Raw genomic sequence first — 22,115 nt, forward strand, 5'->3', positions numbered from 1 at the left:
CGTCAGGCGGCTGGTTAAAGCCCGGTCGCCCAGAATGCCGGAGCACTGGCGCAGGCGGTCTTGATCAGTTCGACAGCCTTGTCGATATCTTCGGCCGTGGTGAAACGGCCGAGGCTCAAGCGAAGGGTACGCGCGGCCAGTTGCGCGTCATGCCCCAGCGCCAACAACACGTGGGAAGGTGCGTTGCTCGCGGAGTTGCAGGCAGAGGTCGCAGAGAATGCAATCGAATGACTCAGCGCCGTGCTGTTGAACTCGCCTTCGCTGAACGTCAGGCTCAAGGTATGCGGAATGCGTTGGCTGGCGCTGCCATTGAGGCGCACGCCCGGCAGGCTCAGCAATTGCTCAAGCAGACGCTCGCGCAGGGCAACGATGGACTGTTTTTCTTCATCGAATGCTTCTGCAGCCAGGGCGAATGCAGCGCCCATGCCGGCAATCTGATGGGTCGCCAGGGTGCCGGAGCGCAAGCCGCCCTCGTGACCGCCACCATGAATCTGTGCCTGCAAACGCTGCTGCGCCCGCGGGCCGACGTACAACGCACCAATGCCCTTGGGGCCATAAAGTTTGTGTGCCGAAAAGGACATCAAATCGACCGGCCAGCGCGCCAGGTCGATTTTCACTTTGCCCGCACCCTGCGCCGCATCGACATGGAACAACGCCTCGCGGCCGCGCACGACTTCGCCAATGGCCTGCACATCGTTGACCGTGCCGAGTTCGTTGTTGACCAGCATCAGCGACACCAGAAAGGTGTCATCGCGCATCGCTTCGCTGACCGCTTGCGGGGTGATCAGGCCATCGGCGTCCGGCACCAGATAAGTCACGGCGATGCCGGCGTCCTGCAACTGGCGAGCGGTATCGAGGATGGCCTTGTGTTCAATCTGACTGGTGATGAGGTGACCGCCGGACACGCCGCGAGCCTGGGCGACACCCTTGAGGGCGAGGTTGTTGGATTCAGTGGCACCGGAAGTCCAGACAATCTGCCGGGCCTCGGCGCCGACCAGTTCGGCGACTTGCCGCCGCGCCTGCTCGACCGTGTGCCGGGCCTGCTGGCCGAAGGCGTGGGAGCTGGAGGCCGGGTTGCCAAAGTTACCGTGAAAGCCCAGACACTCGATCATCACCTGGATGACCCGCTCGTCCACCGGGGTGGTGGCGGCGTAATCGAAATACAACGGACGTATGTTCATAAAAGACTCGCAGAGCGTGTTCCGGGATCAGGAGGCTCGTGTCTGCAAACGGCAAAGCGCAGCCTTGTGAGCTGCGCGTCGGTTCGAGAGCGTCATCAATACCTGATCGGATGCCGTTAAAGAAGAACAACTTCATTTAAAAGTGCGTAGGAACGCTCCTGAAGCCGAGCTTAACAGGCATCGGGCCGGCGGTTGAAGCAATGCGTCAGCTAAAGCTTTCGAGAAGTAACGGATACAACGAGATCACTAACAACGCCGCCATGCCCCAGTTGAACACACGCAACCAGCGCGCCTCCTTCAGCACATTGCGCAACAGCGTGCCGCACGCCGCCCAGAGGCCGACACTCGGCAGGTTGATGATGGCGAACACCGCTGCAATGACCACGACATTGGTGAAGTAACCCTGCATTGGCGTGTAAGTGCTGATGGCACCGATGGCCATGATCCATGCCTTGGGATTGACCCACTGAAAGGCTGCTGCGCCGAGGTAGCTGATCGGTTTTGCCTCGCCGTCAGCGTTGTCTGCGACCGGCCCCGAATGGGCAATTTTCCAGGCCAGGTACAGCAGATACGCTGCGCCGACGTAACGCAGAACGCTGTAGAGCAGTGGATATGTCTGAAACACCGTGCCCAGGCCAAAGCCCACCGCGAGCACCAGCACGAAGAATCCACAGGTGATGCCGAGCATATGAGGGATGGTGCGGTTGAACCCGAAGTTAACGCCCGATGCCAGCAACATCGTGTTATTCGGCCCCGGGGTAATCGAGGTGACAAGGGCAAACAGGGCAAAGCCCAACAAAAGATCAAGCGAGAGGGTCATGGCAGCAATCCGGCAGGGTCATTCAGGTGTTGACCCTATCCCACGCGACGCGGCAAACCCACGGACAGTTAGCGAAAATTTCGAGCAGTACAATTTCTTTTCAGCTTGGACGGCCGTGCAACTGTACGGCACGCCCGGCGCTCATCTCACCCTTCTGGTCGAAACCGAGCGTCTTCTGTGGCTGACCGACTAATTGCGCTTTTTTCGCGTGGTATTCGTCGAAGGACAGGCCGCTGCGATTGAGCGCCTCCATCGCCAGTTCTCGGGATTCTTCTGCGGTGTAGGGGCGCAGTTCCGGGGATACATGGCTGGCACAACCGGCGAGTACGGAGACAGCGAGCAACAGGGAAACAGTCAGTAAGCGATTCATGGGGAGCGTCCTGGCGAACAATCGGAGTCGATGGACAAAGGCTACGCCCGCCCCCGCTCGCGCAAAAATCAACACGCTCAATAGTGGCTATCAGAAAATCCACAGAGGCGTCGCATATCTCCGAAAGCTCTATAAATATCAATTAAGGTTCTTTTGCGGAATAACAAACAGCCTTTATAAATCCCTGCATGCCTTGGCGACTGTTGCTCCAGCAACTGTTGCCTAGCCAACAGTCATTCAACAAAGCCACCTGAAACTCACACAGCAGATCATCACGATAACGCTCAACGCCCCTTAAACCGGGCTCTCCAGGAATTGGTACAGCGTTTGCTCAAGTCCGGTGACTTACTCACTGCTCGTTGAGCAACTGTTGAAAAAGGAACTGAACATGTCGCGTCCCCTGAAAGTCGTCGCCCTCTCCGGCGGCACCTGGCGTCCGTCCCGTACCCTGGTGCTGACCCAGGCGCTGCTCGCCGAACTGGCCGGGCATTTGTCGATCGAGAGTCATCTGATCGAACTCGGCGACATCGCCCGTCCGCTCGGCGGCGCCCTTTCGCGTCAGGAGTTGAGCGCCGAAGTCGAGGCCGAACTGCGCGCCATCGAACAGGCCGACCTGTTGATTGTTGCTGCGCCGGTTTATCGCGGGTCCTACCCGGGTCTGCTCAAGCATCTGTTCGACCTGATCGACCTCAACGCACTGATCGACACCCCCGTCCTGTTAGCCGCCACCGGTGGCAGCGAACGCCATGCGCTGGTCCTCGATCACCAGTTGCGCCCGCTGTTCAGCTTCTTCCAGGCAGTCACCCTGCCGATCGGCGTTTATGCCACCGAGGCCGATTTTGTCGATTACCAGATCACCAGCGAACCGCTGAAGGCACGTATCCGTCTCGCCGCCGAACGCGCCGCGCCGCTGTTTGCCACACAAATCAAACCGTTGCTGAAGATCGCTTAAGGAGCTGTTCATGGATGTTTTCTGGTTCCTGCCGACCCACGGTGACGGCCATTATCTGGGCACGACACAAGGCGCCCGCCCGGTCACCCTCAATTATCTGAAACAAGTGGCCCAGGCCGCTGACAGCCTCGGCTATCACGGCGTGTTGATTCCCACCGGGCGCTCCTGCGAAGACTCGTGGGTGATCGCGTCGGCGCTGGTGCCTTTGACCGAACGCCTGCGCTATCTGGTGGCGATCCGACCGGGGATCATTTCACCCACTGTCTCGGCGCGCATGGCGGCAACGCTGGACCGACTGTCCAACGGCCGCCTGTTGATCAACGTCGTGACCGGTGGCGACCCGGATGAGAACCGTGGTGACGGCAGTTTCCTCAGTCACAGCGAACGCTATGAAGTCACTGACGAATTCCTGCAGATCTGGCGCCGGGTGTTGCAAGGTGAGGCGGTGGATTTCGAAGGCAAGCACCTGAAGGTGCAGAACGCCAAAGCGCTGTACCCACCGGTGCAGAAACCTTACCCGCCGCTGTACTTCGGCGGTTCGTCCGACGCGGCCCATGACCTGGCCGCCGAACAGGTCGATGTCTACCTGACCTGGGGTGAACCACCCGCCGCCGTCGCGGAAAAACTGGCTGATGTGCGCGAGCGCGCCGCGCGGCACGGACGCAAGGTCAAGTTCGGCATTCGCCTGCATGTGATCGTGCGCGAGACCGCCGAAGAGGCGTGGAAAGCCGCGGACAAGCTGATTGAACACATCAGTGACGAAACCATTGAAGCCGCGCAGAAATCCTTCTCGCGTTTCGACTCCGAGGGTCAGCGGCGCATGGCGGCGTTGCACGATGGCCGTCGCGACAACCTCGAAATCGCGCCAAACCTGTGGGCCGGTGTCGGTCTGGTGCGCGGCGGTGCCGGTACCGCGCTGGTCGGCGATCCGCAACAAGTGGCGACGCGGATCAAGGAATACGCGGACCTGGGCATCGAGAGTTTTATCTTTTCCGGTTATCCGCACCTGGAAGAGGCTTACCGTTTTGCCGAACTGGTGTTCCCACTGTTGCCGGAACCTTACGCGAGCCTGGCCGGGCGCGGCGTGACCAACCTCACCGGGCCGTTTGGCGAAATGATCGCCAATGATGTGCTGCCCACCAAGTCCTGACCCGCGCCCACAGAGGGACTGCAATCGATTTCGAGGAACACCGTGTGACTGCCAAACCGCAAAGTACCCTGCTTTCCCCACTTCAGACCGCCCGCCAACTGGCCGCCGAATTTGCCCTGACAGCCGTCGAGCGCGACGAACGTGGCGGCACGCCGAAAGCTGAGCGCGATGCCCTGCGCGACAGTGGCCTGCTGGCGCTGAGCATTCCCGTTCGCTACGGCGGCCTCGGCGCGAGCTGGAGCGAAACCCTGCAGATCGTGCGCGAGTTCGCCAAGGTCGACAGCTCCATCGCCCACGTCTTCGGTTTTCATCACTTGATGCTCGCCACCGTGCGCCTGTTTTCCCGTCCGGAACAATGGCAACCCTGGTTCGAACAGACGGCACGGCAGAATTGGTTCTGGGGCAATGCGCTCAATCCCCTCGACACCCGCACCGTGGTCAAGGATCTCGGCGGCTGGCGCGAGTTTTCCGGGAAGAAAAGCTTCTGCTCCGGCGCCAGCGACTCGCAGATGCTGATCGCCTCGGCGGTGGATGAAAACGCCGGCGGCAAGTTGCTGATCGCAGCGATCCCCAGCGGGCGCAGTGGCATCACCCTGCACGATGACTGGAACAACATCGGCCAGCGCCAGACCGACAGCGGCAGCGCCACGTTCGAACGGGTGCGGGTCGAGGAGTCGGAATTGCTCCTCGATCCCGGCCCGCTGAGCACACCGTTCGCCTGCCTGCGGCCGTTGATCGCGCAACTGACCTTCACCCACATGTTTCTCGGCATCGCCGAAGGCGCTTTCGAGGAAGCGCGGCACTACACCCTCAAGGAAACCCGGCTGTGGCACAAATCGTCCGCCCGCGATGTGCGCGAAGATCCTTACGTGCTCGCCCATTACGGCGAATTCTGGGTCGCCCTGGAAGGCATCCGCCTGCTGGTCGAGCGCGCCGCGGCATTGCTCGATGCCGCGTGGGCCAAGGGTGCGAGCCTCAGCGCTGAAGAGCGCGGCCATGTCGCCACCGCGATTGCCACGGCCAAAGTCGCGGCCAGCCGCCAGGGCCTGGATATCTGCAGCCATCTGTTCGAGGTGACCGGCGCGCGTTCCACCCATGCCTCGCTGCGCCTCGACCGCCACTGGCGCAACCTGCGTACGCAAACCCTGCACGACCCGCTGGATTACAAACTCCACGAGTTGGGCGACTGGGCGCTGAACCAGTCCCTGCCAGTGCCGACGTTCTATTCCTGATCCTGCCTCTATAAGGACGCGCCCATGCAACTGCTGACCCTACCGCCCTCACCCGCCCTGGCGACGTCGATTCGCGCTACCGCGCAGGTGTTCGAAGACCCGAAATCCCAGGCATTGCTCGCGCACCTGCAACAGGTCGCGCCGAGCGAGGCCAGCGTGCTGATCATCGGCGAGACCGGTACCGGCAAGGAACTGGTGGCGCGGCATATTCATAACCTGAGCCATCGCCGTCATCGCCCATTCATCGCCGTCAATTGCGGAGCGTTTTCCGAATCGCTGGTGGAAGCCGAATTGTTCGGTCACGAAAAAGGCGCGTTCACCGGCGCCCTGAGCGCCAAGGCCGGGTGGTTCGAGGAAGCTGATGGCGGCACCTTGTTCCTTGACGAAATCGGCGATCTGCCGATGGCGATTCAGGTGAAGTTGTTGCGCGTGTTGCAGGAGCGCGAGGTGGTGCGCCTCGGTTCGCGCAAGAGCATTCCCATCGACGTGCGGGTGCTGGCGGCCACCAACGTGCAACTGGAGAAGGCCATTAATGCCGGCAACTTTCGCGAAGATCTGTATTACCGGCTCAATGTGGTCAATCTGGAACTGAGTCCGTTGCGCGAACGGCCCGGCGATATCCTGCCGCTGACCCGGCATTTCATCGAGGCCTACAGCCAGCGTCTGGGTTACGGCCGCGTCAATATCAGCCCCGGCGCCGAGCAAAAACTGCGCGCCTACGGCTGGCCGGGCAACATCCGCGAGCTGGAAAACGTCATCCATCACACCTTGTTGATCTGCCGCAACGGCGTGATCGAGCGTGATGATCTACGCCTGTCGAACCTGCGCATCGAGCGACCGGACGATCACCACAGCAGTGCCGACGATTCACCGGAAGCCTTGCTGGAACAAGCCTTTGAAAAACTCTTCGCGCAACAGGCCGGTGCGTTGCACGAAAAAGTCGAAGACGCCTTGCTGCGCGCCGCTTATCGCTTCTGCCATTACAACCAGGTGCATACGGCGGCGCTGCTCGGTCTGAGCCGCAACGTCACGCGCACGCGCCTGATCAAGATCGGTGAACTGGCGGTGAACAAGCGGCGACATTGCGACAACCTGCAAGGTGAGCGTTTGATCCAGTTGTCGATCTAGCCGACCAGGTTGCAGTGCAGCGCATCGTCGTGACTGCGGGCGATGCTGCTCAGCACCTGGAAGGAGTTGAACGTGATGGTTCGCGCGTGATGGGCGTGGATCAGTTGCCAGAAGTCTTGCTCGCCGCTTTCGAAACTGCGAAACGCGGCCTCTCCCGCCTCACGACTCTGCCATTGCAGAAAGCTCAGCACGCGCCGGCCATCATCGCTGGCCTGCACACTGGCGCTGACGAAACCGTCGTAACGCTGGGCCAGGCGTTCGGTCTGCACCGACAGCGCGCTGACCAGAGCCGGTTGCTGACGGGGTTCGATTTCAAATTCGATCAATTGGGTAAAGCTGCGGTTTTTCATGGAAAGCCCCCACTCGGCGTTAGACGAATCTTGCGACTCGAAGGCCTGCAGGGTAAAACCTCTAGTTAAGTCAAGGTCAAGAGCATTTTGCAATGATCACCAAGGAAAACGTACACAAGCCGCTCACCGTCGGCGAAGTCGCGGCCCGCAGCGGCGTCGCGGTCACGGCCCTGCACTTTTATGAATCGAAGGGACTGATCAAGAGCCAGCGCAATGCCGGCAATCAGCGGCGGTATCCACGGGCGGTGTTGCGGCGGGTGGCATTGATCAAAGTCGCCCAGCGTCTGGGCATCCCCCTGGCGGAGATTGGCGAGGCGCTGAAGCGGCTCCCGGAGGATCGCGCCCCGACGGCGGCGGACTGGAAGGTTTTGTCCGAGCAATGGCGGCAGGAACTGGATGAGCGGATCAACCAACTGACCCTGCTGCGCGACCGGCTCACCGGTTGCATCGGCTGTGGGTGTCTGTCGATGGAGGCGTGTCCGCTGCGCAATCAGGGCGATGTGCTGGGGGAACAGGGGCCGGGGGCGCATTTTCCCGTCGAGCCTTAATCGTTCGTTGTGGCGAGGGAGCTTGCCACAAGGTCAACGTGAGCGTGGCCTTGCGGGTGCTGCTCGTCGGTTGAAAATCCTGGCCGTCAGGACAGTTCTATAGTGATTCTTCCGGAAAACCGGTGAAGCCCATTTATAGAACAACAATCAGGGAGAACGTCATGAGCGTCAAACCCATTCCCGAGGGGTATCACAGCATTACCCCGTATCTCGGCATCCATAAGGCCACCGAAGCCATCGACTTCTACAAGAAAGCCTTTGGTGCCACCGAAGTCATGCGTCTGGACATGCCCGACGGCCGAATCGGCCATGCGGAGCTGCGCATCGGCGACAGCGCGATCATGCTCGGTACGCCTTGCGATCAGGGGCCGTTGAGCGGCCCGGACAACGCGGTGTCGGTCGGTTTGCATCTGTATGTCACCGATGTCGACAAATCATTTCAACGGGCACTCGACGCCGGGGCGACGACGGTGTCCGAGGTCAAGGATCAGTTTTACGGGGATCGCAGCGGGACGTTGAAGGATCCCTATGGGCACCTGTGGTTTCTCGCTTCGCGCAAGGAAGATCTGACCGAAGCGCAGATTCGGCAGCGGGCGATGGAGATGTTTCAGCAAGCCTGAGTTTGTTCGGCGCCAGCAATGGCCTTTTCGCGGGCAAGCCCGCTCCCACAAGGGAACGCATTCCAAATGTGGGAGATTCTATGGTTGAGGGGAAGCCCTCAACCGGCTTTTGGTTGGTATTCGCTCTGCCTCTTCAGTAGGGCGAATACGATCCGAGCAAGCTTGCGAGCCAGTATCACCAGCGCCTGAGTGGTGCTAAAACCTCGAGTTCTTTGCTCTTCGTAAAAGCCTTTCCAGGCTGGTGTTCGGCTGGCCGACATGGCCGCGTTGTGCAGAAGCCGGCGGGCTTCAGGGTCACCTCGCTTGGTCAAACTCCGACGACCGTCTTTTTGTCCTGACTTCGACACTCGTAAATCCATCCCCAGAAAGGCGATAAACGCATCCGCGCTTCTGAACTCGCCCCGCTGAAACGTCGTGAGCAAACGGGCTCCGGTCAGAAATCCAATGCCTTCAACTTTCAGGCAACGCTTCAACTGACCGAGCAAACCAGCTTCTTTCAGACGATCATTAATCGTCTTTTCGACCAGCGTTTCAAGCTTTTGCATGGACTTCACTTGCTCGGCAAACGCAGATTTCAGCAGCGGCTCATTCGCCCAGCTTTGCACCAGAGCGACCCGCGCCTGGACCAAGGCTGCGCGACGACGAAAAAGGCTCAAGAGCTGGCGGTACAGCGGTGATGGCGGGGTCCAAGGGTGAAGATCATCACCTTCGTTCTTCAGATAGCGAGCGAGCAGCCTGGCATCCAGCGCATCGGTTTTGGCGCGGATATTCACCCCTTTGCGGTAATGGCTAAGTTCATAGCCACCCACCATGTAAATCACGCAGCCGGCCTCATAGGCCAGATCGGCGAACTCCAGGTGATAGATATTAGTCGACTCAATGGCTACAGCGACGGTCCCCGACAAGGCCTTCAACCATTGCTTGATGGCTGTTTTGTTGTTGGGGATCTCTTCAAGCAGGTCAAGTTCGGCGTGATAGATCACCAGTTCGTTCTTGGCGACATCCACGCCTACGATCGGCTTTGTGACAGAAACCGGCATTGCCATTGGTTTTCCTCCGGGATATGGTTTTGAGCACTTGAAGGGCTCACCCAGAGGCGCAGGCTTGTTCCTATCGTCGGTCTAGCCAGATGCATTCTTTATCGGCGCTTGGGTGAAAGGAGGAGGGGCGAAATCTCCCACGGATCTGTACTGCGTCAACAGTCAGAATCGGGCTTTGTCCCTCCTCCTCCCTTCAAGTCCTACCATACAAGCGGGCTTGCCCGCGAAGAGGCCGGCACACGCAACACACTTCATGAACCGCCACACCACGCTTCCCGTATTGCCCCCGGCGCCACACCCTTTCAGGATGCATCCAACAAGAACCCTGAAAAAGGATCAGCCCGATGTTTGCCGGATTTCTCAAGGACCTGCGCCACGTCAACGGCGTTGACATTGCCTGCCGCGTCGGCGGCAGCGGACCGGGCCTGTTGCTGCTGCACGGTCACCCGCAAACCCACGTGATCTGGCACAAGATTGCCGAGCAACTGGCCGAACACTTCACCGTGGTCGCCGCCGATCTGCGCGGCTATGGCGACAGCGCTCGCCCCGCCGCCGATGAGCTGCACCGCAATTACTCGAAACGCGAAATGGCCCGCGACAATGTCGAGTTGATGCAAGCGCTGGGCTTCGAGCGGTTTTCGATACTCGCCCACGACCGGGGCGCGCGGGTCGCCCACCGCCTGGCCCTCGATCACCCGGATGCCGTGCAGCGCATGATGCTGCTCGATATCGCGCCGACCCTGTCGATGTACACGCAGACCAACGAAGCATTTGCCCGCGCCTACTGGCACTGGTTCTTCCTGATCCGCCCGGCGCCATTGCCGGAAACCCTGATCGAAGCCGATCCCGAGGCTTATCTGCGCAGCGTGATGGGCAGCCGCAGTGCCGGGCTCAAGCCGTTCACCGACGAGGCTTTCGCGGAATATCGACGCTGTCTGCAACGACCGGGCAGTGCCCGCGGCATCTGCGAAGACTATCGCGCCAGCGCCGACATCGACTTGCAGCACGACCGCGCCGACATCGCCGCCGGACACCACCTGAAGTTGCCGCTGCGCGTGTTGTGGGGCGCCGAAGGCACCGTCGGGCGTTGCTTCGATCCGCTCAAGGAATGGCAGCAGGTGGCAGCCAACGTCAGCGGCCAGGCGTTGCCCGCCGGCCACTACCTCGCCGAAGAAGTCCCGGAACTGTTGCTCGCCGAAGCGCTGACCTTTTTGCGCTGACCGCCGCTTCGCCCTGACCTGAACCGTTTCCTGCCACGGGCCTCGACTGGCCCGTGCGGGATCGTCATGCCCGAAATCCGTCTCGAGATAATAACAATGACTATTCGAAAACTACTGGGAACCCTTTATGTACAGGTGCTCGTCGCCATCGCCCTCGGCGTGCTGATCGGCCATTACTGGCCGCAGGCCGGAGTCGAACTCAAGCCGCTGGGTGACGGTTTCATCAAACTGATCAAGATGATCATCGGCCCGATCATCTTCTGCACGGTGGTCTCCGGCATCACCAGCATGCACGACGTGAAACAGGTCGGCCGGGTCGGCGGCAAAGCGTTGCTGTACTTCGAAGTGGTGTCGAGCCTCGCCCTGGTGATCGGCATCCTTGCCGCGCATCTGCTGCATCCCGGCGCCGGTTTCAACATTGACGTGAAGACCCTCGATTCCTCGGCGATTGCCGGTATTGTCGGTCAGGCCGAGCACGGCGAGGGCATCACCGGGTTTCTCCTGCATGTGATCCCGACGACGTTTTTCGACGCGTTCTCCAAGGGAGAAATTCTCCCGGTGCTGTTCGTTTCGGTGCTGTTTGGCGTGGCGCTGGTGATGGTCGGTGAAAAGGGCCGGCCGCTGGTGGGCATCATCAATCAGGCCAGTGAAGTGTTCTTCCGCATTGTCGGCATGATTGCCCGGGTGGCACCGATTGGCGCGTTCGGCGCGATTGCCTTCACCATTGGCAAGTATGGGGTCGGCTCGCTGCTGCCGTTGTTGAAGCTGATCGGCACGTTCTACCTGACCGCGTTTATCTTCGTGGCCTGCGTGCTCGGCGCGATCGCGCGGTACGCCGGATTCAGCATTTTCAAACTGCTCGGCTATATAAAGGCTGAACTGCTGATCGTGCTCGGCACCAGCTCTTCCGAATCAGCGTTGCCACAACTGATCCAGAAACTGGAAAGCCTGGGCGCCTCGAAAGGCGTGGTCGGCATCGTGGTGCCGACCGGTTACACCTTCAACCTGGATGGCACCAACATCTATATGACCCTGGCGGTGTTGTTCCTTGCCCAGGCGACCAATATCGACTTGTCGCTGGAACAGCAGCTGACCTTGTTGGCGGTGGCCATGCTCACCTCCAAAGGTGCAGGCGCCGTGGTCGGTGCCGGATTTGTCGCGCTGGCGGCGAGCCTGGCCGTGGTGCCGACCGTGCCGGTGGCGGCGATGGTGCTGATCCTCGGCGTCGACCGTTTCATGGCCGAATGCCGTTCACTGACCAACATCATTGGCAACGCGGTTGCTGCATTGGTCATCGCCGCGTGGGAGGGTGAACTGGATCGCGACAAACTCGCGCCCATCGCCCTCAAGTCCGGCCGTCATGCCCGTGCCGCCAAAGCCAGAGTTGCCACCGAGTAATCGCCGCCAACGGCAATGCTATTCTGGCGGCTTGTGCCGCCAGTGTTCGTTTTTGACATGTCCCAGAAGAAAGACACCGTGCCCCTGCCCGAAGACCTGCGTGTGCTGCTCACCGTGATCCGCCAGAACGGCTTCGCCGCCGCGGCCGATGAGTTGGGCCTGTCACCGGCCTACGTCAGCAAACGCATCCAGATTCTCGAAACCACCCTCGGCACTCGCCTGCTGCACCGCACCAGTCGGCGTGTCTCGCTGACCGAGGACGGCGAACGGGTGCAGCGCTGGGCGTTGCGCATTCTCGATGACTTTCAGCAACTGCACGACGAGCTGTCCGACGCGCACGACAGCCCACGTGGGCGTTTACACATCTGCAGCAGTTTCGGTTTCGGGCGCAATCACGTGGCACCGGCGGTGTCGTTGCTGGCGGAACGTTATCCGCACCTGGAAATTCGCCTCGACCTGTTCGACCGGGTGGTGGACATCATCAACGAAGGCTTTGACCTGGAGATCCGCGTTGGCGATGACATTCCCGGCCAGCACCTCGGCCGGCGTCTGGCCAGTAACCGGCGGGTGCTGTGCGCCGCCCCCGGTTATCTGCAACGTCGCGGCACACCGCAGACCCTGGATGAACTGCAACAGCACGATTGCCTGGTGATCAAGGAGCGCGACAACGCCTTCGGCATCTGGAATCTGGATCGCGATGGCGGACAAGAGAGCGTGCGGGTCAGTGGGCCATTGTCGTCAAACAACGGCGAGATTGTCTTGCAATGGGCGCTGGACGGACGCGGGGTGTTGCTGCGCTCACTGTGGGATGTGAAACCGCTGCTGGCGCAAGGGCGGCTGGTGCAGGTGCTGGAGGACTACAGCCAGAGCGCGAACGTCTGGGCGGTGTACCCGACGCGGCTGGCGCATTCGGGAAAATTGCGCGCGTGCGTAGAGTTCTTGCAGGAACATTTCAAAGGGTTATCGCTGTAGCCCCGACACCACAACCCTCCCTGTAGGAGTGAGCCTGCTCGCGACAGCGATGGATCAGTCAGAATTGTTGTACCTGACACACCGCCATCGCGAGCAGGCTCACGCCTACAAGGGATATCAGGAAAGCCAAGGGTTGTTGGCCAGGTGTTGGCGTTCGAAATCTTTGATCTGTTCGCGGCGTTGCAAGGTGCTGCCGATGGCGTCCAGCCCCAGCAGCAGCGCGGTTTTGCGCAAAGTGTCGATCTGGAACCCGATCACGCTGCCATCCGCCAGGGCAATGTGTTGCGCCTCCAGATCAATGCTGATCCGCGCCGTTTCAGGCTGCCCGACAAGCGCTCCGATCCGCTGTACCTGCGCGCCGTCCAGGGTAATCAACAACACCCCGTTGCGCTGGCAGTTATCAAAAAAGATCCCGGCAAAACTGCTGCCGATCAGCGCGCGAATGCCCATTTGCTGCAAGCCCCACACCGCGTGTTCACGGCTGGAACCACAGCCAAAGTTAGGACCGACCACCAGGAAACTCGCACCCTGCCACGCAGGCTGGTTCAGCACGAATGCGGGATCGGGCGTGCCATCTGGCCGGAATCGCAGGTCGAAAAACAATCCGCGATCCAGCCCCTGACGGTCGATGCCTTTGAGAAACTGCTTGGGCATGATCACGTCGGTGTCGACGTTGGCCGCCAGCAATGGCGCGGCCTGGCCGCTGACGTGGGTGAAGGGTTGCAGGCTCATGGGCGTTCTCCAAAGTGGCGGATGTCGGTGAGACGACCGCGGATCGCGGCGGCGGCGACCATCGCCGGGCTCATCAGGTGGGTACGCGCACCGGCACCCTGGCGGCCTTCGAAATTGCGGTTGGTGCTGGAAGCACAGCGGTCGCCGGGGGCGAGCACGTCATCGTTCATCGCCAGGCACATCGAACAACCGGACTGACGCCATTCGAACCCCGCGTCGATAAAGATCTGCGCCAGGCCTTCAGCTTCGGCCTGGGCGCGCACCTCACTGGAGCCGGGCACGATCATCGCCCGCACATGCCCGGCCACTTGCTGACCACGCACAACACTGGCGGCATCGCGCAGGTCTTCGATCCGGGCGTTGGTGCACGAGCCAATGAAAGCGTGGCTGATGACGATATCGCTCAGCGCCATGCCCGGTTCCAGGCCCATATAGTTGAGGGCGCGGCGCATGTCCAGACGCAGGATCGGATCGCTGACGGTTTGCGGATCGGGCACTCGCGCGCCCATCGGGGCAACCTGGTCCGGACTGGTGCCCCAAGTGACCATCGGTTCCAGTTCACGGGCATCGAGGTAGATTTCCCGGTCAAACAGCGCCCCGGGATCACTGCGCAATTCGCGCCACGTCTTCAGGCCTTGTTCCCACAGCTCACCTTGCGGCGCACGCGGTTTGCCTTTGAGATAAGCGAACACTTTCTCATCCGGGGCCATGAAAGCGCCGCGGGCGCCGGCCTCAACCGCCATGTTGCAGATGGTCATGCGGGCTTCGACGCTCAGGGCATCAATGGTCGCCCCGCAGAACTCGATGGCGTAACCGGAGGCCCCGGACGCACCGATCCGACCGATCAGCGCCATGATCAGGTCTTTCGACGTCAGGCCCGGCGCCAGTTCGCCATCGACGGTCACTCGCAGGCTTTTCAGGCGTTTATAGACCAGGGTCTGCGAGGCCAGCAGGTGCTCGATCTCGGAGGTGCCGATGCCGAAACCGAATGCACCCAGCGCACCGTAGGTCGTGGTGTGGCTGTCGCCAGCGGCAATGACCATGCCCGGCAGGATGAAACCCTGCTCCGGGGCGATCACATGTTCGATGCCCTGGCGCTTGTCGAGGATGTCGAGCAGTTCGATCCCGAAGTCACGGCAGTTTTCCGCCAGATACGACACCTGCCGCGCCCCGCCGGCATCGGGCATAGCGGCGACCCGCAGCGGCGCCGTCGGGTTGACGTGATCGACCACCGCCAGCGCCGTGCCCGGCCGCCAGACCGTGCGGCCGGCAGCCCGCAAACCGCTGAAGGCCTGCGGGCTGGTGTATTCGTTGATCACCTGCCGGTCGATATAGAGCAGCACGTGGCCCTGATCGTCGAGGCGGCACACCGTGTGCGAGTCGATATGTTTGTCGTAGAGGGTTCTGGGGGTCATCAAAGCGCTCACTCAAGGAAACCGTGTGGTTTCCATCATAGGGAGCGGGGGCTGGCCATCAATCGGCGGACAGTGATGGCGCAGATCATGAATCGTGTTCAATCCCGGCCTCGAACGCCCCTTGCGGGAGGGCATCGAGCGAACTGCGAAACATTTACTTTCATATCCTTTATCGGGATTTGCCTCGCTCATCCGTCCTATAGAGATGCAGGCCGTTCGCGTAGGCAAAAGCCACGACCGGTCTTTCGGGGAATGCCGTGCTGCGAAGCCCGTAGCCACGCGCCCTTTCACCGCTATCAAGACGCGCAATCATGTCGAAGAAATCCCGCTCCAAACTGTGGTTCCTGGTGCATAGCTGGCTGGCGTTACCGATCTGGTTTTTTGTGTTGATCGTCTGTGTCACCGGCACATTGGCGGTGGTCAGTCAGGAAATCGTCTGGCTGGCCAACCCGCAAATGCGCGCCAGCCCACCGTCGGACGACGCCCCACGGCTCAGCTACGACGAGGTTCTGGCGGCGATCAAAACCGCCGAACCGCAAACCCTGGTGCAAAGCATCAGCCGGCCGGACGAGTCGCACTTTGCCCTGGACGTTGAAGTCAGCTACCCCGACGGGCGCTCGCTGACGGTCTACGTCAATCCATACACCGGGGTGATCCAGGGCACCGCGCCCAGCTTCGATTTCAAAGCCTTCACCCGCGCCCTGCATGGCTGGTGGCTGGTGCCGTTCACCAACGGCTACAGCTGGGGCTGGTACCTGGTGTCATTCCTCGGCGTGCCGATGCTGGTGTCGTTGATCACCGGCCTGGTGGTCTACAAAAAATTCTGGAAAGGCTTCCTGCGCCCGACCCTGCGGGTGCGCCATGGCGCCCGGATCTTCTGGGGCGACTTCCATCGGTTGTGCGGCATCTGGTCGATCTGGTTCATCGCGGTAATCTCCATCACCGGCATCTGGTTCCTGATTCGCGCGATTCTGTTCGACAACCAGATTTCCATCTCCAGCGAGCCGATCATTCCGGCGATGTCCCGTGAGAGCGTGCCGATTTCCGCGGCCGGCACACCGCCGCCACGGATCAGCCTGGACCGGGCCGTCGAAATCGCCCAGCAGAAAATTCCCGGGCTGGAAGCCAGTTTCGTCAGCCTGCCGGGCAATGCCTACAGCCACATGAGCGTCGGTGGACGCGGCTGGTATCCGCTGATGTTCCAGACCGCCACGCTCAACCCGTACAACGGCGACATGGCCGCTTCACGGTTGCTCTCCGATCGTTCCTCGCTGGAGTTCGTCACCGAGTCGATGCGCCCGCTGCACACCGGTGACTTCGGCGGTATCTGGATCAAGTTGATCTGGTTCTTCTTCGGCCTGCTGCTGAGCCTGATGGTACTCAGCGGCCTGCTGATCTGGACCAAGCGCACCGCCCTGGCCACGGCCAACGCGCTCAAGCGCGAGGACAAGAAAAACCGCATCAAGGCGCAACCGGTCATGAGCCGTGAACCTTCGGAGGCCAGCCTGTGAGCAAGTCCAAGGCGACCACGCCACCTTCGCCCCTGTCACGCTTGTGGCGCAAATGGCGTTTCCACATCAATGTGCTGCTGTTGTTGATCCCGCTGGGCTTCATGCCCAAGTACTTCGCCGACGCCTCGCTGTTTCGCGGCGACAGCGGTCTCGGGCAACGGGAAATCGGCGACATCCAGGTCGGTCCGTGGAGCCTGCGCCTGGCCGAACTGCGCAACGAAGCGCCGGTACTCACTGGCCCGGCCGGCTACATGAAGAACTTCAGCGCCGCGCTCTGCGACACCTGCATCGAGCAGGTCAAGGCCACCTACCTGCGCATCGGCAAGCCACGCAGCCTGCGCGCCGCCGGCACCATTTTCTTCGGCACCCCCTACCGCATGGGCACGCAAATGCCGATCCCGGAAAAGACCCGTCCCGACGCCGAACTGTGGATCACCATGGAAGGCTGGGACGGCAGCATGCATCAGGCCTCGATCCCATTGAGCCAGGCCTCCCCCGCCACGCTGGCCTGGCTGAACAAACAAGGAGCCAAACCATGACCCGCTCTCAACGCTCTCTGCGCCTGCGGTTGAGTGCCGCCCTGCTGGTGCTCGGCGCCGGTTTCAGTACCGGCGCCCTGGCGCATAACCCGATGTGCGAGTGCAAAGCCATCGACGCTGAGCAGATCAGATGCACCGGCGGTTTTTCCGACGGCAGCGGTGCGCCAGGGGTGACCCTCGATGTGATCGGTTATGACGAGACCATTCTGGTACCGGGCAAACTGGGTGCCGATTCGACCCTGACCTTCAAGAAGCCCGGTGCCGAATTCTACGTGCTGTTCGACGCGGGCCCCGGCCACGTGGTCGAGATCGACCAAGCCGATATCGAGGCCCCATGACGAAGCCAACCATACACATCGTGCGCCCGGCCGGCGCCGGGCATGAAACCCTCAATGTGCTGCTGTTGTGCCTGCTGATTCTGGCGATTGCCGGTTCGGTGGTGGCGTGGCGCGGGGTGGACCATGAGCCGGAGCCGGTCGCCAGCAACCAGCTGGACGCCCGCCGCGATCTCAGCGCCGCCGAGCAAGGCATCTATGCCGACCTGCGGGTGACGCTGGACGAAATTCGCCTGCTGCGCGAAGAACAGCACACCCTGCCGACTCCGCAAAATCTTGCCGATGAAGGATTCGCGCCGTTTGCCCAGGATGCCAGTTCGGTCAGTCGCGGCGGCCACGCCTGGCAATTGCTGGCGGACAGCGCCTATTTCGGCCATAGCCAGACGCCTGCCGTCGCCGGTTCGTTCGTGATGCTGCCCGGCGCCGACGCGCAGGCCGCGCCGGACATCTGGCTCAACCGTGACGCGGCCGTGCAAACCCCGAAACAGCTGGACGCCGCCGCCCTGTCCGCTGCCGGCTGGAAACAGATCGTCGCGCAATTCGATGCCGGGGTTACCCGCGAACATCGCCATTGATCCTTCGCCCGCATTCGAGAGAAGACCGTTTGCCCATGTCTATTTCATCCCCTCGCCGTCCGTTGTTGCGTCTGTTTCTGGCTGGCCTTTGCGCCTGCCTGCTGAGCCCGCTGGTCAGCGCCGATCCGGCCAAGCGCCTGCGCATCGGCATCACCCTGCACCCTTATTACAGCTACGTGGCGAACATCGTCGGCGACAAGGCCGACGTGGTGCCGCTGATTCCCGCCGGCTTCAACCCGCACGCCTACGAGCCCCGGGCCGAAGACATCAAACGCATCAGCGGACTGGACGTGATCGTGCTCAACGGGGTCGGCCATGACGACTTCGCCGACCGCATGATCGCCGCCAGTGAAACGCCGAACATCAAGACCATCGAAGCCAACGAAAACGTGCCGCTGCTGGCCGCCACCGGCACCGCCGCGCGCGGGGCCGGCAAAGTGGTGAATCCGCACACGTTCCTGTCGATCAGCGCGTCCATTGCCCAGGTCAACAACATCGCCCGCGAACTGGGCAAGCTCGACCCGGACAACGCCAAGACTTACACCCAGAACGCCCGCGCCTACGGCAAACGCCTGCGACAGATGCGCGCCGACGCACTGGCCAAACTGACCCAGGCGCCGAACGCCGAACTGCGCGTGGCCACGGTGCACGCGGCTTACGACTACCTGCTGCGCGAGTTTGGTCTGGAAGTGACCGCCGTGGTCGAACCGGCTCACGGCATCGAGCCGAGTCCGAGCCAATTGAAAAAGACCATCGATCAACTGCGCGAACTCGACGTGAAAGTGATCTTCTCGGAGATGGACTTCCCGTCGACGTACGTCGAAACCATCCAGCGTGAGTCCGGCGTCAAGCTGTACCCGCTGTCGCACATTTCCTATGGCGAATACACCGCCGACAAATACGAAAAGGAAATGACCGGCAACCTCAACACCGTGGTGCGGGCGATTCAGGAGTCCGGCGCATGACTTCCAAAGAAAACCTGATCGCCGACAACACCGAAACCCCGGTGGGAACGAGCTTGCTCGCGAAGGCGCCGGATCTGCCGACATCATTGTTGAATGACACTCCGCATTCGCGGGCAAGTCGAATCGTTGCACCGTCGCTCCCACAGGTTTCGGGACCGACGCTGGAATTTGCGCAGGTCAGTCTGACGCTCGGCCGCACAACCATTCTCGACAACGTCAGCTTCCAGGTGCAGCCCGGCAGCGTGCACGCATTAGTTGGCCCCAACGGCGGCGGCAAGAGTTCGCTGATCAAGACCTTGCTCGGGCAGATGCCGCATCAGGGCCAGCTCAGCCTGCAATGGCCCGGAGCGCCCGGCACCATCGGTTACGTGCCACAAGCATTGGAGTTCGATCGCGGCTTGCCAATGACGGTCGACGATTTCATGGCCGCCATGTGCCAGCGTCGCCCGGCGTTTCTCGGTTTGAGCAAGCACTACGCCGGCGCCATCGGTGAAGCACTGGAACGCGTCGGCATGCAGGACAAACGCAAACGCCGCATGGGCGCCTTGTCCGGCGGCGAACGGCAGCGCGTGCTTCTCGCCCAGGGTTTGATCCCGGCGCCGCAATTGCTGGTCCTCGATGAGCCGATGTCAGCCCTCGATGAAGCCGGGATTCAGGTGTTCGAACGCCTGCTCGCAGACTGGCGTGCCGCAGGCATTACCGTGTTGTGGATCGAGCATGACCTGGAAGCCGTTGGCCGTCTGGCCAATCGCGTCACCGGTCTCAACCGTCGCGTGCTGTTCGATGCCACGCCGCAACAGGCGCTGACCCCGGAACGCCTGCTGACCTTGTTCTCGACCCATCCACGGAGTGCTGCATGATGAGTTACGAAGCCTTCCGTTTGATGGTCCAGGGTTGGGCCTCGTCCGGTTATCTGCCGGAAGCATTGGCCTACGGTTTTGTCGTCAATGCGCTGCTTGCCGGGCTGTTGATCGGTCCGGTACTCGGCGGCCTTGGCACGCTGGTGGTGGTCAAGCGCTTTGCGTTTTTCTCTGAAGCGGTCGGCCACGCGGCGCTGACCGGCGTGGCCATCGGCATTCTGCTTGGCGAACCCTACACCGGGCCGTACGGCAGCCTGTTCGGTTACTGCCTGTTGTTCGGCATCCTGCTCAACTACCTGCGCAACCGCACGGGTCTGGCGCCGGACACCTTGATCGGCGTGTTCCTCTCGGTATCGCTGGCCCTGGGGGCGAGCCTGCTGCTGATTCTGGCGGGCAAGATCAACGTGCACATTCTGGAAAACGTGCTGTTCGGCTCGGTACTGACGGTCAATGGCAATGATCTGGCGGTGCTGGCCATCGTCGGTTCGCTGGTCATGGCCCTGGCGCTGCCGCTGTACAACCGCATCATGCTCGCCAGTTTCAACCCGCAACTGGCGGCGGTACGTGGCGTGGCCGTGAAGACCCTGGATTATCTGTTCGTGATTCTGGTGACGCTGATCACCGTCGCCGCAGTGAAAGTGATCGGTGCGATTCTGGTCGGCGCCCTGCTGGTGATTCCCGCCGCCGCTGCGCGGTTGCTCAGCCAGTCGATGAAAGGCTTTTTCGGGTGCTCGGTACTGATCGCCACGGTCAGCACCTTGTGCGGGATTCTGGCGCCGATCGTGTTCGATCTGCCGATTCCGTCCGGCGCCGCGATCATTCTGGTCGCCGGCATTGCCTTCGCCCTCGCCGCCATCGCGCGCGGGGTTGTCCCGAGTCTGAAAGGGAATCTTGGATAAATGATGTTTTCACTGAAACACCTGACCCTGGCCATCACGCTGTGCGGTGTGGTCGGCACACCGTTGCTGGCGGCCGAAAACGCCAAGCCCCTGCGCGTGCTGGCCTCGTTGCCGATCACTTACGGCTTGAGCGAAGTGCTGCTCAAAGGCACTGACGTCAACCTTGAACGTGCGGCGCCGGCAAATCTGCCGGGCAGTCGTCAGACCGCGTACTTCACCGGTCGTGGTGCTCCGGCGCTGAGCAAACTGGCGACCGATGCCGATGCCGTGATCGGCGTGCGCTCGCTGTGGGCCGATGATCCGCTGTACCCGATCGCTCGGCGCAGCAATATCCGCATCGTTGAAGTCGACGCCGCGCGCCCGGTGGACGGCGCCCTGCCCGGCATTGCCGTGCAACCGGGCCTGAAGGTTGATGGCCTGAACAGTCAGCCCTGGCTGGCGAGCAATAACATGGGGCGCATGGCCGACGTGATGGCGGCGGACCTTGTGCGCCTGGCCCCTAGCGCCAAGCCTGCCATTGAGGCGAATCTGGCGGCATTGAAACAGCGCCTGCTGAAACTGAGCGCCGACAGTGAGGCGCGTCTGGCCAGCGCTGACAATCTGAGCGTGATGAGCCTCAGCGATCACTTCGGTTATCTGATCGGCAGCCTCAATCTGGAGCTGATCGGCCAGGATCCTCGACCGGATGCGGAGTGGACGGCAGAGGATCTGAAGAAACTCACGACAACGCTCAAGGACAACGATGTCGCGGTGGTGCTACATCATCGCCAGCCTTCGGAGCCGGTGAAAGCGGCGATTGCCGAATCGGGTAGTCGTCTGGTGGTGTTGAGCACCGATGCGGCGGATCCGGTGGCGGAGCTTGAGGGTAATGTGGATTTGCTGCTCAAAGGTCTGAGCGGGGCTTAGTTTCAGCCGAAACCGCGTTACCGTTCATCGCTACCCTGCTAGCGATAGGGCCTGCCCAGCCAACACAAATCCGGGGCATGAAAAAACCCGCTGACCGTCTCCGGTTCAGCGGGTTTGTTTTTGCCCGGCAGCTTATTGCGCGGCAACCTGCGCTTCCATTTTCTGCCGCAGGCTCAGTGGGCGCATATCGGTCCAGACCTCTTCGATGTAGGCCAGGCATTCCTTTTTCAGGCCGCTCTTGCCCACGGTGCGCCAGCCTTGCGGCACGGCTTTGTAGTCCGGCCAGATCGAGTACTGCTCTTCGTGGTTGACCACGACCTGAAAGAGGATGTCCTCGCGGTCGAATACTGACGTCATGCTGGTTCTCCATCGTTGTAAGGGTGGGCCGCACCACAGG

General features: G+C 61.4%; 25 protein-coding genes. 17 read left to right on the top strand and 8 right to left on the bottom strand.

Annotation, left to right across the window (positions count from 1 at the left end):
* Window positions 1-14: 14 nt before the first annotated feature.
* The 3 genes from ACXX9E_RS24535 to ACXX9E_RS24545 form a co-directional block, all read right to left on the bottom strand.
* Window positions 15-1,181 (bottom strand): aminotransferase class V-fold PLP-dependent enzyme, encoded by a 1,167-nt coding sequence (locus ACXX9E_RS24535; protein ID WP_458556343.1) that lies wholly within the window; start codon window positions 1,179-1,181, stop codon window positions 15-17.
* 205 nt (window positions 1,182-1,386) lie between these two features.
* Window positions 1,387-2,001: a LysE family translocator gene (locus ACXX9E_RS24540; protein ID WP_123466376.1), complete on the bottom strand. Its 615-nt coding sequence runs from the start codon at window positions 1,999-2,001 to the stop codon at window positions 1,387-1,389.
* A gap of 100 nt (window positions 2,002-2,101) precedes the next feature.
* Entirely contained in the window at window positions 2,102-2,371 is a 270-nt protein-coding gene (locus ACXX9E_RS24545; protein ID WP_186746360.1) for a hypothetical protein, read from the bottom strand.
* A 388-nt stretch (window positions 2,372-2,759) separates the two neighbouring features.
* Here ACXX9E_RS24545 and msuE point away from each other — a divergent pair, with 388 nt between their 5' ends.
* Genes msuE through ACXX9E_RS24565 form a run of 4 tightly spaced genes read left to right on the top strand, consistent with a single transcriptional unit; the run spans window position 2,760 to window position 6,833 of the window.
* Window positions 2,760-3,323: an FMN reductase gene (msuE, locus tag ACXX9E_RS24550; RefSeq protein ID WP_267804523.1), complete on the top strand. Its 564-nt coding sequence runs from the start codon at window positions 2,760-2,762 to the stop codon at window positions 3,321-3,323.
* 10 nt (window positions 3,324-3,333) lie between these two features.
* On the top strand, window positions 3,334-4,473 hold the full coding sequence (ssuD, locus tag ACXX9E_RS24555; protein ID WP_222832388.1) for an FMNH2-dependent alkanesulfonate monooxygenase: 1,140 nt from the start codon (window positions 3,334-3,336) through the stop codon (window positions 4,471-4,473).
* 44 nt (window positions 4,474-4,517) lie between these two features.
* Window positions 4,518-5,705, top strand: coding sequence for an acyl-CoA dehydrogenase family protein (locus ACXX9E_RS24560; protein ID WP_128615667.1), 1,188 nt, complete (start codon window positions 4,518-4,520; stop codon window positions 5,703-5,705).
* Window positions 5,706-5,729: 24 nt separating this feature from the next.
* Window positions 5,730-6,833 (top strand): sigma-54 interaction domain-containing protein, encoded by a 1,104-nt coding sequence (locus tag ACXX9E_RS24565; RefSeq protein WP_458556344.1) that lies wholly within the window; start codon window positions 5,730-5,732, stop codon window positions 6,831-6,833.
* Here ACXX9E_RS24565 and ACXX9E_RS24570 read toward each other — a convergent pair.
* Window positions 6,830-7,183 (bottom strand): antibiotic biosynthesis monooxygenase, encoded by a 354-nt coding sequence (locus tag ACXX9E_RS24570; protein ID WP_123466389.1) that lies wholly within the window; start codon window positions 7,181-7,183, stop codon window positions 6,830-6,832. The genes ACXX9E_RS24565 and ACXX9E_RS24570 overlap by 4 nt on opposite strands.
* A gap of 92 nt (window positions 7,184-7,275) precedes the next feature.
* Here ACXX9E_RS24570 and soxR point away from each other — a divergent pair, with 92 nt between their 5' ends.
* Together soxR and ACXX9E_RS24580 are read left to right on the top strand one after the other, a co-directional pair.
* On the top strand, window positions 7,276-7,731 hold the full coding sequence (soxR, locus tag ACXX9E_RS24575; protein ID WP_123466391.1) for a redox-sensitive transcriptional activator SoxR: 456 nt from the start codon (window positions 7,276-7,278) through the stop codon (window positions 7,729-7,731).
* Window positions 7,732-7,892: 161 nt separating this feature from the next.
* Entirely contained in the window at window positions 7,893-8,351 is a 459-nt protein-coding gene (locus tag ACXX9E_RS24580) for a VOC family protein (RefSeq protein WP_458556345.1), read from the top strand.
* Window positions 8,352-8,449: 98 nt separating this feature from the next.
* On the opposite strand, the gene ACXX9E_RS24585 is transcribed toward ACXX9E_RS24580, so the two are convergent.
* Window positions 8,450-9,397 (bottom strand): IS110 family transposase, encoded by a 948-nt coding sequence (locus tag ACXX9E_RS24585; RefSeq protein ID WP_458556346.1) that lies wholly within the window; start codon window positions 9,395-9,397, stop codon window positions 8,450-8,452.
* 338 nt (window positions 9,398-9,735) lie between these two features.
* Here ACXX9E_RS24585 and ACXX9E_RS24590 point away from each other — a divergent pair, with 338 nt between their 5' ends.
* The 3 genes from ACXX9E_RS24590 to ACXX9E_RS24600 all read left to right on the top strand — a co-directional run bounded on the left by ACXX9E_RS24590 (window position 9,736) and on the right by ACXX9E_RS24600 (window position 12,981).
* A complete protein-coding gene (locus tag ACXX9E_RS24590) occupies window positions 9,736-10,611 on the top strand; it encodes an alpha/beta fold hydrolase (RefSeq protein WP_458556347.1) in 876 nt (291 codons plus the stop codon).
* A 96-nt stretch (window positions 10,612-10,707) separates the two neighbouring features.
* Window positions 10,708-12,009: a dicarboxylate/amino acid:cation symporter gene (locus tag ACXX9E_RS24595; RefSeq protein ID WP_458556348.1), complete on the top strand. Its 1,302-nt coding sequence runs from the start codon at window positions 10,708-10,710 to the stop codon at window positions 12,007-12,009.
* A 57-nt stretch (window positions 12,010-12,066) separates the two neighbouring features.
* The gene (locus tag ACXX9E_RS24600) at window positions 12,067-12,981 is read left to right on the top strand and encodes a LysR substrate-binding domain-containing protein (RefSeq protein ID WP_185015805.1); all 915 of its coding nucleotides are present in this window, start codon (window positions 12,067-12,069) and stop codon (window positions 12,979-12,981) included.
* A gap of 117 nt (window positions 12,982-13,098) precedes the next feature.
* Here ACXX9E_RS24600 and leuD read toward each other — a convergent pair whose 3' ends face one another.
* Both leuD and leuC read right to left on the bottom strand, forming a co-directional pair.
* Window positions 13,099-13,713 carry a 3-isopropylmalate dehydratase small subunit gene (gene leuD, locus ACXX9E_RS24605; protein ID WP_222832383.1) on the bottom strand — a complete coding sequence of 205 codons (615 nt, stop codon included), beginning with the start codon at window positions 13,711-13,713 and terminating at the stop codon, window positions 13,099-13,101.
* On the bottom strand, window positions 13,710-15,128 hold the full coding sequence (gene leuC, locus ACXX9E_RS24610) for a 3-isopropylmalate dehydratase large subunit (RefSeq protein WP_458556349.1): 1,419 nt from the start codon (window positions 15,126-15,128) through the stop codon (window positions 13,710-13,712). Before leuC ends, leuD begins: the two co-directional genes overlap by 4 nt.
* A 311-nt stretch (window positions 15,129-15,439) precedes the next feature.
* Between leuC and ACXX9E_RS24615 the strand changes: the two genes are divergently transcribed.
* The 8 genes from ACXX9E_RS24615 to ACXX9E_RS24650 are packed head-to-tail and all read left to right on the top strand — an operon-like array spanning window position 15,440 to window position 21,718.
* Window positions 15,440-16,639, top strand: a complete 1,200-nt coding sequence (locus tag ACXX9E_RS24615) for a PepSY-associated TM helix domain-containing protein (protein WP_186746380.1) — start codon at window positions 15,440-15,442, stop codon at window positions 16,637-16,639.
* A complete protein-coding gene (locus ACXX9E_RS24620) occupies window positions 16,636-17,178 on the top strand; it encodes a PA2404 family protein (protein WP_186746382.1) in 543 nt (180 codons plus the stop codon). Before ACXX9E_RS24615 ends, ACXX9E_RS24620 begins: the two co-directional genes overlap by 4 nt.
* On the top strand, window positions 17,175-17,516 hold the full coding sequence (locus ACXX9E_RS24625; RefSeq protein WP_123466408.1) for a hypothetical protein: 342 nt from the start codon (window positions 17,175-17,177) through the stop codon (window positions 17,514-17,516). The genes ACXX9E_RS24620 and ACXX9E_RS24625 overlap by 4 nt, the downstream gene beginning before the upstream one ends.
* Window positions 17,513-18,088: a DUF6162 family protein gene (locus ACXX9E_RS24630; protein ID WP_123466410.1), complete on the top strand. Its 576-nt coding sequence runs from the start codon at window positions 17,513-17,515 to the stop codon at window positions 18,086-18,088. Before ACXX9E_RS24625 ends, ACXX9E_RS24630 begins: the two co-directional genes overlap by 4 nt.
* Window positions 18,089-18,123: 35 nt before the next feature.
* Window positions 18,124-19,053, top strand: a complete 930-nt coding sequence (locus tag ACXX9E_RS24635; RefSeq protein ID WP_222832381.1) for a metal ABC transporter substrate-binding protein — start codon at window positions 18,124-18,126, stop codon at window positions 19,051-19,053.
* Window positions 19,050-19,913, top strand: a complete 864-nt coding sequence (locus tag ACXX9E_RS24640) for a metal ABC transporter ATP-binding protein (RefSeq protein WP_458556350.1) — start codon at window positions 19,050-19,052, stop codon at window positions 19,911-19,913. The genes ACXX9E_RS24635 and ACXX9E_RS24640 overlap by 4 nt, the downstream gene beginning before the upstream one ends.
* Window positions 19,913-20,812 carry a metal ABC transporter permease gene (locus ACXX9E_RS24645; protein ID WP_458556615.1) on the top strand — a complete coding sequence of 300 codons (900 nt, stop codon included), beginning with the start codon at window positions 19,913-19,915 and terminating at the stop codon, window positions 20,810-20,812. The genes ACXX9E_RS24640 and ACXX9E_RS24645 overlap by 1 nt, the downstream gene beginning before the upstream one ends.
* Entirely contained in the window at window positions 20,813-21,718 is a 906-nt protein-coding gene (locus ACXX9E_RS24650) for a metal ABC transporter substrate-binding protein (RefSeq protein ID WP_322375663.1), read from the top strand.
* Window positions 21,719-21,850: 132 nt separating this feature from the next.
* Here ACXX9E_RS24650 and ACXX9E_RS24655 read toward each other — a convergent pair whose 3' ends face one another.
* The gene (locus tag ACXX9E_RS24655; RefSeq protein WP_123466418.1) at window positions 21,851-22,075 is read right to left on the bottom strand and encodes an MbtH family protein; all 225 of its coding nucleotides are present in this window, start codon (window positions 22,073-22,075) and stop codon (window positions 21,851-21,853) included.
* Between the last annotated feature and the right edge of the window lie 40 nt (window positions 22,076-22,115).

The sequence above is a fragment of the Pseudomonas sp. GNP014 genome, assembly GCF_054344005.1.

Bases quoted from the DNA above. Each gene is read 5' to 3' on its own strand.
- ACXX9E_RS24535 (WP_458556343.1), bottom strand. From the start codon at position 1,181: ATGAACATACGTCCGTTGTATTTCGATTACGCCGCCACCACCCCGGTG.
- ACXX9E_RS24540 (WP_123466376.1), bottom strand. From the start codon at position 2,001: ATGACCCTCTCGCTTGATCTTTTGTTGGGCTTTGCCCTGTTTGCCCTT.
- ACXX9E_RS24545 (WP_186746360.1), bottom strand. From the start codon at position 2,371: ATGAATCGCTTACTGACTGTTTCCCTGTTGCTCGCTGTCTCCGTACTC.
- msuE (WP_267804523.1), top strand. From the start codon at position 2,760: ATGTCGCGTCCCCTGAAAGTCGTCGCCCTCTCCGGCGGCACCTGGCGT.
- ssuD (WP_222832388.1), top strand. From the start codon at position 3,334: ATGGATGTTTTCTGGTTCCTGCCGACCCACGGTGACGGCCATTATCTG.
- ACXX9E_RS24565 (WP_458556344.1), top strand. From the start codon at position 5,730: ATGCAACTGCTGACCCTACCGCCCTCACCCGCCCTGGCGACGTCGATT.
- ACXX9E_RS24570 (WP_123466389.1), bottom strand. From the start codon at position 7,183: ATGAAAAACCGCAGCTTTACCCAATTGATCGAATTTGAAATCGAACCC.
- soxR (WP_123466391.1), top strand. From the start codon at position 7,276: ATGATCACCAAGGAAAACGTACACAAGCCGCTCACCGTCGGCGAAGTC.
- ACXX9E_RS24580 (WP_458556345.1), top strand. From the start codon at position 7,893: ATGAGCGTCAAACCCATTCCCGAGGGGTATCACAGCATTACCCCGTAT.
- ACXX9E_RS24585 (WP_458556346.1), bottom strand. From the start codon at position 9,397: ATGGCAATGCCGGTTTCTGTCACAAAGCCGATCGTAGGCGTGGATGTC.
- ACXX9E_RS24590 (WP_458556347.1), top strand. From the start codon at position 9,736: ATGTTTGCCGGATTTCTCAAGGACCTGCGCCACGTCAACGGCGTTGAC.
- ACXX9E_RS24595 (WP_458556348.1), top strand. From the start codon at position 10,708: ATGACTATTCGAAAACTACTGGGAACCCTTTATGTACAGGTGCTCGTC.
- ACXX9E_RS24600 (WP_185015805.1), top strand. From the start codon at position 12,067: ATGTCCCAGAAGAAAGACACCGTGCCCCTGCCCGAAGACCTGCGTGTG.
- leuD (WP_222832383.1), bottom strand. From the start codon at position 13,713: ATGAGCCTGCAACCCTTCACCCACGTCAGCGGCCAGGCCGCGCCATTG.
- leuC (WP_458556349.1), bottom strand. From the start codon at position 15,128: ATGACCCCCAGAACCCTCTACGACAAACATATCGACTCGCACACGGTG.
- ACXX9E_RS24615 (WP_186746380.1), top strand. From the start codon at position 15,440: ATGTCGAAGAAATCCCGCTCCAAACTGTGGTTCCTGGTGCATAGCTGG.
- ACXX9E_RS24625 (WP_123466408.1), top strand. From the start codon at position 17,175: ATGACCCGCTCTCAACGCTCTCTGCGCCTGCGGTTGAGTGCCGCCCTG.
- ACXX9E_RS24630 (WP_123466410.1), top strand. From the start codon at position 17,513: ATGACGAAGCCAACCATACACATCGTGCGCCCGGCCGGCGCCGGGCAT.
- ACXX9E_RS24635 (WP_222832381.1), top strand. From the start codon at position 18,124: ATGTCTATTTCATCCCCTCGCCGTCCGTTGTTGCGTCTGTTTCTGGCT.
- ACXX9E_RS24640 (WP_458556350.1), top strand. From the start codon at position 19,050: ATGACTTCCAAAGAAAACCTGATCGCCGACAACACCGAAACCCCGGTG.
- ACXX9E_RS24645 (WP_458556615.1), top strand. From the start codon at position 19,913: ATGAGTTACGAAGCCTTCCGTTTGATGGTCCAGGGTTGGGCCTCGTCC.
- ACXX9E_RS24650 (WP_322375663.1), top strand. From the start codon at position 20,813: ATGATGTTTTCACTGAAACACCTGACCCTGGCCATCACGCTGTGCGGT.
- ACXX9E_RS24655 (WP_123466418.1), bottom strand. From the start codon at position 22,075: ATGACGTCAGTATTCGACCGCGAGGACATCCTCTTTCAGGTCGTGGTC.